The following is a 10,364-nucleotide window of genomic DNA, read 5'->3' as shown; positions in this document are numbered from 1 at the left end:
TCCCCTCAATGCCGGCCAGTATGAACAGCGTACTGATGATGAGGATGACCCGGTATCCGTATCGATCCACGATAGGTCCGAAGAAGATCGAGCCGACGAGTATCCCGAGGTTCTGCAGCGTGAAGAGCGTTCCGGCCCGCGCCATGTCTACCTCGAAGCGGTCGATCAGTGACGGAAGGATCGCGCCGAGCGTAGTGAACACGACGCCGAAGATCAGAATGCCGAGACACGCCGCCGCGAACACAACATTGCGCCGGTAGGTAGTCTTTCCGTTCATGACGTCTCCGAAAGGGCGAGGCGCGCGGCGCCGTACAGACCGGCGTCAGCACCCAGTGCGCTTGTTTCGATTTTGACCTGGCCGATGCTGATCGGCTGAGCCCACTTCGTTGCCTCCGCTCGTATGCGCGGAATGAATCGTGCCGCCGATTCGAATACCCCGCCCCCGAGGATAATCATCTCCGGGTTAAACAGGCTGACCAGGTTGGCTACGGCCATGGCCCAGAACTCGATGCAATCGTCCATGACTTGAACAGCGATGCGATCACCGTCGGCCTCCGCGATCAATACGTCGACGGCAGTGAGGTCGTCGGCCGGCTTTTCGGACAGCACGCCGTCGTACGCATTCGCCGATGTCAGCAGCTCGCGGGCCACCTTGGCAATTCCTGCGCCGGATGCATGATACTCGAAACATCCACAGTCGTCGTAGACATCACGATAAGGTCGATCGAGTCCCATCCATCCGATTGCGCCTGCAGCGTCGCCTGCGCCGCGAACTACTCGGCCGTCGATCAGAATGCCGGCGCCAATACCCGTTCCGACGGCGACGAAAATGACATTCCGGCACCCGCGCGCACGCCCCTGCCATTCTTCGCCCAGTACGTAGCAGGCCCGGTCACTGTCGACGCGAACGGACACGTTGCCACCCAGGCCGATTTCGAGGCGTTCGACGAGTGGGTAATCAGTCCAACCGGGAATATTGGGTGCCCACACGGTGCCGCGGTCGGAATAAAAGATGCCCGGCACGGATACACCGACCGCATCAGGCTGAATTGTCATTTCAGACAGGAGCGATCCGACTTCCGAAATGATGAGGTTCCCGACGGCGTCGCCCCCGCCGGTCAACTTCGCCGTGCGACGGGTCACGAGTTCGCCGCCATGTTCGAATATTCCGGAGGCTATCTTCGTGCCTCCCAGGTCAACCCCGATGACAGCCATTGCCGTTATTTTTGGTCGAAGTGTCTGCCGCGCCAATCTACGAGTTGTGGTGGTTGAAAAGTCCAGCTGGTGGCAGCGGAACAGGCATTCGCCACCAACTCCCCGTCGACACTGGTTCCTTGGACGGTCCGGGGCGTAGATTTGAGTGCGAGCACAACCGTCTTCCGAGCGAGGTTTGAGATGAACAGAACTCTTTTTCTGATCGTGTGTCTGGGGATGCTGATGCCTGCTTGCCGAAGTTCATCGGTGGGCATTTCCCTGTTCGACGGCAAAAGCCTCGACGGGTGGCGCGTGCATGGGACGGAGCTCTGGTATGTGGAGGATGGGGAACTCATTGGCGAAAGCGGGCCGGACCAGGAGTACGGGTACCTGGCGACCGACGCCAGTTTCAAGGATTTCGATTTGTCCGTGGAGTTCAGTCAGGAGGCGAACGGCAACAGCGGCCTGTTCTTCAGATCGTCGCTCGATGGCACGCGCATTACGGGCTGGCAGGCGGAGATCGCACCGCCGGGAAACCCGACGGGCGGTATCTACGAATCGTACGGTCGGGGTTGGCTGATCAAGCCTCCCGAGGGCAGCGACCGGTCGCTCAAGATGGGTGGATGGAACACGCTGCGTGTGCGTGCTGTCGGCGATGAAGTGACGACGTGGCTCAACGGCGAGCAGATGGTCCAACTAACCGACGAGTTGATCGGAAAGGCGGAGGGCGTGATTGCTCTGCAGATTCACGACGGCGGCGGCATCAAGGTCCGCTGGCGAAACCTTCGCGTACAGCGCTTGGATTGAGGCGTCCCGGGACCGGCTTTCTCTTGGCGAATGCCGGAATAGGAGCGGCGCCGTTGCGGTTGTTCGCCCTTCTACGATCCCGTCAACGAATCGGTATCGCCACCGACACCTGATGCGTGAAGACGGACGCATCCTGCAGCGTGAGCGGACCGCTGGGTGCAATGATGAAGTCTGCCGCCACGGCCTGATCCACCGTCGCTCCGCGCAATCCGGTCCAGGCAACACTCGGCCGTCCTGTGCCCAGCGTGGCGCGTCCGGTGTAGCGGATCTCGAACTCGGGGAAATGAATCACGCCACCCCAGGTGGGCGTCCACTCCAGCCAGTGCTCTTGCTGGGTTCGCCGGGTCAGCGCGACGTTGTCACGCTGTCGGAGCTGGTAGTCGGTGCTCCGGACTTGGAGACCGAGGCTCAGCCCGCCGCGCTCACCTTCGCGCGACAGGCCAACCCGCATGATTGCATTCGAAAAATCGAAGTCGTTCTCGATTGACTTGCTGCCGATCGTCAGAATTCCACCGTCGGCTGTCGGTAACTCAATATTCGCTTCGGCCCAGGTGCTGCTCTTAATAGGCTCGTAAATAAGATCCAGCCCGAACCGTGCCTGACCTGCCTGGCGCGACACACCGACTCCCAGGTTGTACGCCCACGAGTGGCCGGGATCGCGAGGGATGTTCATGATTTCGTAGTTCGGAATCTTGGGGTGCGACTTGTAGTTGGCTGTGGCGATGCCGCCGACGCGCCAACCCGTGTCCGTGAGCGGCTGCGTGTATTCCATGTGCAGACCCCAGGTGTCGGTCCTGTCGAGGTTGCGCTCATCGCGTCGTACGGTTGTCGGTGCGCAGCAGTCTGCCGGCTGATCCCAGATAAAATCGAAGTACGTCACGTCGTGCGTCATGCGGAACCGGTTGTGGAGCAGCAACGCCTCGAACGTTCGATCGCCGGAGAGCTGGTTCAGGAATCCGACCCTCACATCAAATACGCTTCCGTACTGATCGATGCTCTCGCTCAGCGCGTACAGGTGCTCGACACCGTCCACCGCATTGAGATCGGCGAGCGATATGGAGCCGCCCACAGACATGCCCGTGCCAGGCAGTTTGTGACCGATCATCCCGAAGAAATACTTGTTCGTGGCCGAGCCTTCGCTCAGGGTGTTTCCCGTCTCGGGAAAGATCAGCGGTTGCGGTCCGAACGAGAACTCGTCGTCGGGGGCACGCAACTCTTGAAGGGTGAGAGATACGGCGCCGAACCAGTCGTCCTCTCCGTACAGAAGCGAGAAGGGCAGGGTCCGGGCCCCGCCGTTGTTATTCGTGATCGAGTAGAAGGTCGGCGACCCGAACAGCTGCACGCCTTGTGTTCGACTTCCGCGAGCCGGGTTGACGAACGGATCCAGGAAGGGATCGTCGAGGGCAATCGAGACGCCGCCCATGGACAGGTTCTGCGAGGGGTAGATCAGGAATTGATCTCCGCTCGCAACCGGCACCGTTTTCAGGTTGATCATTTGCGCCGAGGCGGTTCCCGCGATCAACGCGGAGAGAAGTAGAACGGCGGCGCCGATAAGGAGTATTGAGCGTTGCATGGTCGGTCCCTCCAGAATTGCCGGGAGAATGACGCCCCGGAAGCGGGCGCCGTGCGCGGTGTACCGAAACCGATGTAATGGCCGTTTCGCGAACGAAAGCTACGGCGGGTTGGAGCGGCTTCAAATGGGCAAAAGTCGGGGTGTAGGCGGACGAAGGCCAACGGTCGGCAGGACGGGCTGAGTGGAGGGTTTGGCGTTACGAACTTGATGCATCTCGCAGCACCTGCCTGCCTGTCATGCGGCGCCGGTGCGCCCGGGCAGAACAAGACTTGATCGCGGCGACGCGGCAGTGCTGTACTTGACGCCAGGGAGTGAATTTGACCGGATACCTTGCTTCTCCTCACCTGATCCGCTATCTATCCGGGTCAACGAAGGCCATCGGGGGATTGCTGGCGCTCGGCAAGACCACAGCATTTCAGTCGTTTAGCAAGTCGGCATGGATGCGTGGAGCATGGGCTCGTTCGCAGGACATGGACCTGAAGCCGGGGCTATGCCATCTGGCGGAAACTGACGCGTTCGACGAGGTGCGAGCGGGTGGATTCATGTCTCCCACAGCATCGTAATCGTTTGCCTGTTTGTTTTCCCCACGCCACCGACCTCACCACCACTCTGAAACTGGGAATGCCCGTGCCGTCAATCCTCCACTACAAGCCTTCGTTTCGCATGATAACCGCCACGCGAGTTGTCGCTCGTCGAGTATCGAACCTGGTGCCGGTGTCCAGTATGCTGATGCTCTTACTGTTGGCATTGGGGACGACGGATGTCCTGGCACAGATCCGATCAACGACAACGGGTGGTGACTGGAGCGAACCGTCGACCTGGGAAGGAAACCTGGTTCCAGAGGTTGATGACGAGGTGATCATTTCGGCCGGAGCGGATGTTGCCATGCAGGGGCTCCTCGAGTGTGCGGGGATTACGATCGAGCAGGGAGCAACGCTTCGTCGCTCGGACAATCTCACGCTCGAGGTGCACGGGGACTTTGTGAACAGAGGAATCGTTCTCGGGGATGTCGGACTTCTTCTGCTCGAGGGTGACGTTCTTAATACCGGCCAGGTTGCATCGCGCGTTTTCTACGGAGGAAATGGTCCACGAACCATTATTGCGCCGGGGATCGACAGCGATGTCCAATGGGTGACCGGATTTGTCTCGCTAGAGGGGCGTAACGTTCTGAGTCGGTTGAACGCTGTTGACGACCGCGGCGGACAGCTGATACTCGAGCGAGGGGGAACCATCGAATTCAGCGTGACGCCGGAAGTCGGCTACAAACCGGCCGAACTGGACACGCCTGATCAGGACCAGTTTGCCAGCTTCGGAACGGTGATCATGCCGAACGTCCCCGACCAGTTCGCCAATGTGGTGGTGGGTTCCAACATGCGGGCTGGATTCGATCAGTCAGTAACGTCCGCTGACACGATATGGGCCGAAACCTATGGCGATCAGGCCCACCCGCGGTTCGCGAACTCGGTTCGGAACTGGTTTCGACTCCGCTGGGCGGACTCGGCCCCGAGCCCGCGACCAGAATTGCTATCGTTGCTGATGACATTCAATGCCCGACACCTGGGCGATCTGGATCCGGACAGCCTGTCAGTGTTTCATTCGCCCGACAGCGGGAGGACCTGGCAGCAATTGACGGAGCCGCCTTTTGCCGTGACGTTTGACCCGTCGAGCGGAGTTGGTTTTGCCTCTCTACTGAACGTTACGTCCGAGGGCGACTTCGTGATTGCGGCTCCCGGTCCTCCGGTCGCTGCCCGGCCCGTGGCAGACATTCAGCTTCTGGGCAGAAATCAAATTAGAGTCGGTGGGCCGCCTCAACGATATCGTGTTTACTACACCAATGCTGGATCTGTGCCGATGGGGAGGACCATCATCGGCCTTCGAACTGAGGGCGGCGCATACATCGACAGGATCGTCCCTTCGTCGGCGAAGGACGAGGCCGTTGGCTGGGGAGTTGAACAGTTCGCTCCTGACGGCGACAGTACGGAAGCGCTGGTAATGACATCGCCGCTCGGCCCGGGCGAGACGAGAGCGTTCACCGCTTATCTGAAGGCCGTGCCGGACGCGGGTAAAGTGGGCTCAGAAGCTGTCGTCCAGATTGTCGGCGGTATCGTATTAGGTATTGGCGCCGGCTATCTGTCCGATGTCTTGTTCCACGCGCTTGAGGAGGTCATGGCTGATCCGTGCAACAACGATTCAGGCTACAAGGACAAGTTCAACGATGCCTTTGACCGAACGGACGATAAGTGGAATCCATTTGGCAGCTCGGAGTCCCCGTGGCTTGCGGTTTCGGAGAATGGCGCAAGCGGGCTTTCCCAGATTGGAGCGCTGAAGTCGGGATTCGGCGTGGTTACGGCGGTAAACCTGCTGAATTCGGCCGCAAGCACGGTAGCGAACGGCACCGCACGCTACGAGCAGAACTCCGGGAGGAGCATGTTCGAGCCGATCGACTGCGATGCGCCACCGCGACCTAACGTTCCGAACGATCAGCTGCCAATGGACCCGGTCAGCTCGTTCGATCCGAACTCCAAGGTTGGACCCGGCGGCGCGGGGACGCTGAACTTCGTTTCGGCAGCCGGCAAGATGGAGTATGTAATCAATTTCGAGAACAAGGCGGAGGCGACGGCGCCGGCCTTCCGAATCGTGATCACCGACACACTACGCCCCGAGCTTGATCCGAACAGCGTTCGATTCGGGCCCGTCAGCCACGATGGATGGACGACGACCCGAGTCGGCAACGTTCTCACCTGGGATATCGAGGGCATAGAGCTGCCACCGAACGTAAACCCGCCAGAAGGGGAGGGATTCGTTTCGTTCACTGTGGATGCGGCCGACGGACTCCCAAGCGGGACGGTCATATCCAATCGAGCGGAGATCATCTTCGACCTGAACGAGCCGATCCTGACCAATACGCATGTCAACACTATCGATTTCGAGGCGCCAATTACGACGATGTCGAGCTTGCCGGCAGAGGTGGAGGGAGACCGCGTCGCGGTAGCGTGGACGTCAGACGACTTGCAGACCGGGTCCGGAGTTGCGTCCGCCGCCGTGTACGCGTCCGTTGACGGCAGTGCCTTTGAGCTGATCGGTTTCAGCGAATCCAACAGCTTCACGGCGCCCGTCAGGCCCGGCCGACGTTATCTGTTCTACGCGCTCGCGTCGGACCGTGTCGGTAACACCGAGAAGAGCCGGCCTACACCAGTCGCGACGACGGTCATCGCGACAGACGTCGTCGGTTCGCACGGCTTCGCGTTTGAACTCGGAGCGAATTACCCGAATCCATTCACCGAAGAGACCAGTATTTCGTTTGTGATTCCCTCGAGGGAACGGGTTCGACTGAGCGTTTTCGACTTGCTTGGTCGAGAAGTTGCGCGCATCGTTGACCAGGTTCTTTCCGCGGGACCACACACGGTTACCTGGCGTGGCGGCGCGATGGCGAGCGGGGTCTACATTTATCGGTTGCGGGCCGGTACTCGAGAGGAGTCCGGATCGCTCATTGTGGTCAAGTGAAACCGGAGGATCTTATCGGCGTGATTGCAGGAAGTCTGCAGACTTCATCACAGCGCTGACGCTCCCCTGCACGGCGAACGGGTGATTGCGTGCGGCCGGGGTTTCCGTGTGCGGATGGTTGAGACAATTTCCGATTTCGCCCGATTCAATCTGGGCAACACCTTGCTTCTCCTCACCTGATCTGCTATCTAAGGCCTGTCCCAAACGTTACCTCGGAGATCACCCGTGATCGGCGAAACCATTTCTCACTACAGGATTACAGGACAACTCGGCCGCGGTGGAATGGGCATCGTATACGAGGCCGAGGACACAAAACTCGACCGGACGGTGGCCATCAAGGTGCTTCCACCGGCGGCGCTGGTCACGGAAGATGATCGGGCGCGCTTCTACCGGGAGGCGAAGGCGGCGGCGCAACTCACGCATCCTCACATCGCGGCCGTGTACGAGATCGATGAAGCCGTTCCCTCGGGTGCTCCGCACGGAACGCAGCCGAGCCCGTTCATCGCGATGGAGTACATCCCGGGAGAGACGCTCGCCGAGCATATCGCAAAGGGGCCCATGAAGCTGAAGGACGCCGTGCGGATCAGCAGCGAAGTCGCCGAGGCCCTGAAGGCGGCGCACGGAAAGGAAATCGTCCATCGTGATATCAAGTCGGGCAATGTGATGCTCGACGCTGAAGGTCGGGCGAAGGTGCTGGATTTTGGATTGGCGAAGACCACGCATTCCACCATGCTCACACAGATGGGCTCGACGCTGGGGACTGTCGCATTCATGAGTCCCGAGCAGGCGCGTGGTGAAGACGTCGACTACCGGTCGGATCTCTGGTCGCTCGGGATCATGCTCTATGAAATGGTGGCAGGCAGGCTGCCGTACGGTGGCGATTACGAACAGGCCGTGGTGTACGCCATCCTGAATGAAGCCCCTGAACCGCTGACGGCGGTGCGTTCGGGTGTCCCGATGGGCCTCGAGTGGATCGTCTCGAAGTGCCTCGCCAAAGATCCGGCCGACCGATACCAGTCAGCGAGCGATCTCGTTGTGGATCTGCGAAACGTGGATCTTAATGCGTCCGGTATGTCGCGAGTATCGACGGCGTCTGGCAGCTCGTTTTCCGCCGTGACGTCCGGTGCACATGCGATGCCGGCCCCGGTATCGGTGGCGCACGCACCCGCTTCGACGCGAAAGAAGACCTGGTTCTGGCCCGCTATTGCCGGCGCCCTGTTGGTCGCTGCGGGTCTGGGGTACGCGGTGTCCGGTATTCTCGACGGACCTCAGGAGACAGCGCCTCTCCTTCGGGTGCAGATCCCGCTTGACGGCATGAGTCTCGTACGATTCCCGGCTCTATCTCCAACGAAGGAGTACCTGGCGTTTCAGGGGGCCGACTCGGTAGGTCGGGAAGGCGTTTTCTTGCGAGAGATGGCGACGGGTGCGATTCGACTTCTGGAAGGATCTGAGATCGTTGGAGGTAGAGAACTCGCATTCTCGCCCGACGGTGGTCGCCTCGCATTCACGACCGGTTTCAACGGGGGCGTCTTCAGCGTCGTTCTGCCCAGCGGAATTCCGGAACGTCAGACGGACAGAGGTCGGATGATCGCGTGGGAAGACGACACGACGATACTGTTCGTTGACGACAGTCCGGGCGGCAAGACATACAGGAAGGCGCTCGGGACGTCGGTGGAGGAGGAAATCACGCTCTCCGACCCCTCCTTGACGGACGAGACCGTCGATATTATCAAGACCATTGTGCCTGGATCGTCGCTTTCCTTTGGGCATCAGTTCGTTCGAACCTCTGTTGGCGGATACGCAGGCGTGTCAAAGATCTTCGCGGCAGACTTGAAGACAGGCCGTGTCGACCTGCTTGAATCGACTGCGATGAATCCCGAGTATGTGAATGGCGGTTTCCTGATGTACCAACAGCGCGACGATTCCGGGCTCCTGGTCGTTCGACGGGTGGACAAAAAGACTGGACAGTTTGTGGGTCAACCAAGAGACGTTTTGCCGGAATCCGCCTCAACGGTGTGGAGCCAGTACTCGATAACGGCCGACGGAGATCTCCTGTATCAGTATTGGGATACTCCGATCGGGTACTCCGTGGAGAGGTTGTTCATAGCGGATCTTGACCAGCGGTCGATCTCGCGAATCGATCTGGTCATGTCAGCCAACCGCGTGCCGGCGAGCCCCAACTACTCGCCAGACGACAAGGAGATTGCGCTGGCCCTGGAGGATGACAATAGTTCCGCTCACATAGTCGTTCTGGACATAGAGACCGGAACACACCTTCAGAAGACCTTCGGAGATGCCAGGCGTTGGCCAACATGGACCGCCGACGGGAAGGTGCTGTACTACACGGGCTGGGACGGCCAGATTGGCACGGTCTACAGGCGTCTCGTCGACGGAACGGGCACTGAAGAGGTGGTCCTTGCCGGCGCGGCGCGTCAGACCCTTTCGGCGAACGGACGCTGGCTCGCTGCGGTGACACTTGAGGGCGCGCGGACAAGCGGGCTGGGTCTCCTCGAGCTTCGAACTGGAGACGTGGCGGCACTGGATACAACGGGTAGCGCCCGCCGCCCATCGTTTTCGCCAGATAGCCGTTACGTCGCATATGATCTATCCAGCGAACGAGGGCGACGGGTCATGATCAGGCCAGTTGTCGGCGAAGCTCTTTACGAAGTCCCGGATCTGGTCGGGCGCGATCCGGTGTGGTCGGCTGACGGCAACTATCTGTACGTGGTATCGAGTGGGATCAGGAGAATCCCGATCCGCACGACACCAGAGTTCCAGATACTCGGAGCGCCCGAGCTGGTTGTCAGCACGAGTGGTGTCAGTGGTTTCGACATCACTCGCGACGGCTCTCGGCTGGCGATCACTGCCACGGCGGTCAACTTCGGTTCTGACGCTGAACAGGCGCCATCAATCGTCTGGCTCCAGAACTGGTCGTCGTATCTGGATCGCGTGATGGGGCGGTAGGGGAGACGTTCGTGCCGAACGAAAGGGCTCAGCGAGAGAGACTTCCTTCAAAACAGAAACCCCCATCCCATTGCTTCGCAACGAGACAGGGGTTTGGGTAGTGGAGATGCCGGTTCCTAGTTCAGAAGATTAAGGCTAGGATTGTCTGTCGGCTTCTGCGCGCGACCTGACGTCTCGCGATTCACTTGTACGGCGTGCCAGATGACAATCGCGGAGCGCTTCGACCAGGAATTTCGTGTCGGCAGCAATCGCTTGTAATGCGGTACGGCACAGAAGTGTGGACCTGCCACGTCGCTCAACCTAGAGCGTCAGCGTCATGCCA

The 10,364-nt window shown here is 59.9% G+C and carries 7 protein-coding genes; 4 read left to right on the top strand and 3 right to left on the bottom strand.

The features are described 5' to 3' along the window. Nucleotides 1–277, bottom strand: a 277-nt coding sequence (locus tag HKN37_14880; protein ID NNE47933.1) for an MFS transporter, incomplete at its 3' end; no start/stop codon positions are given. Next, nucleotides 274–1,215, bottom strand: a complete 942-nt coding sequence (locus HKN37_14875; protein NNE47932.1) for an ROK family protein — start codon at nucleotides 1,213–1,215, stop codon at nucleotides 274–276. The genes HKN37_14880 and HKN37_14875, both read right to left, overlap by 4 nt. Before the next feature lie 180 nt (nucleotides 1,216–1,395). On the opposite strand from HKN37_14875, the gene HKN37_14870 reads away from it, so the two are divergent. After that, nucleotides 1,396–2,001, top strand: coding sequence for a DUF1080 domain-containing protein (locus HKN37_14870; protein ID NNE47931.1), 606 nt, complete (start codon nucleotides 1,396–1,398; stop codon nucleotides 1,999–2,001). 82 nt (nucleotides 2,002–2,083) lie between these two features. Here the strand turns inward: HKN37_14870 and HKN37_14865 are convergent, their stop codons facing one another. Next, nucleotides 2,084–3,574 carry a hypothetical protein gene (locus HKN37_14865; protein ID NNE47930.1) on the bottom strand — a complete coding sequence of 497 codons (1,491 nt, stop codon included), beginning with the start codon at nucleotides 3,572–3,574 and terminating at the stop codon, nucleotides 2,084–2,086. A gap of 317 nt (nucleotides 3,575–3,891) precedes the next feature. On the opposite strand from HKN37_14865, the gene HKN37_14860 reads away from it, so the two are divergent. From HKN37_14860 to HKN37_14850, 3 genes are all read left to right on the top strand, one after another. Further along, nucleotides 3,892–4,137, top strand: coding sequence for a hypothetical protein (locus tag HKN37_14860; protein NNE47929.1), 246 nt, complete (start codon nucleotides 3,892–3,894; stop codon nucleotides 4,135–4,137). Nucleotides 4,138–4,201: 64 nt separating this feature from the next. Further along, nucleotides 4,202–7,078, top strand: a complete 2,877-nt coding sequence (locus tag HKN37_14855) for a T9SS type A sorting domain-containing protein (protein ID NNE47928.1) — start codon at nucleotides 4,202–4,204, stop codon at nucleotides 7,076–7,078. Between the two features lie 225 nt (nucleotides 7,079–7,303). Continuing rightward, nucleotides 7,304–10,042, top strand: a complete 2,739-nt coding sequence (locus HKN37_14850; protein ID NNE47927.1) for a protein kinase — start codon at nucleotides 7,304–7,306, stop codon at nucleotides 10,040–10,042. The last annotated feature ends 322 nt before the right edge of the window (nucleotides 10,043–10,364 follow it).

This window comes from Rhodothermales bacterium, from assembly GCA_013002345.1.
GTDB lineage: Bacteria > Bacteroidota > Rhodothermia > Rhodothermales > JABDKH01 > JABDKH01.
Note: the sequence above shows the minus strand (reverse complement) of the source record. Positions and strands in the feature narration are given on the sequence as shown.

Excerpts from the sequence above, each read along its gene's own strand:
- HKN37_14875 (NNE47932.1), bottom strand. The coding sequence starts at position 1,215 with ATGGCTGTCATCGGGGTTGACCTGGGAGGCACGAAGATAGCCTCCGGA.
- HKN37_14870 (NNE47931.1), top strand. The coding sequence starts at position 1,396 with ATGAACAGAACTCTTTTTCTGATCGTGTGTCTGGGGATGCTGATGCCT.
- HKN37_14865 (NNE47930.1), bottom strand. The coding sequence starts at position 3,574 with ATGCAACGCTCAATACTCCTTATCGGCGCCGCCGTTCTACTTCTCTCC.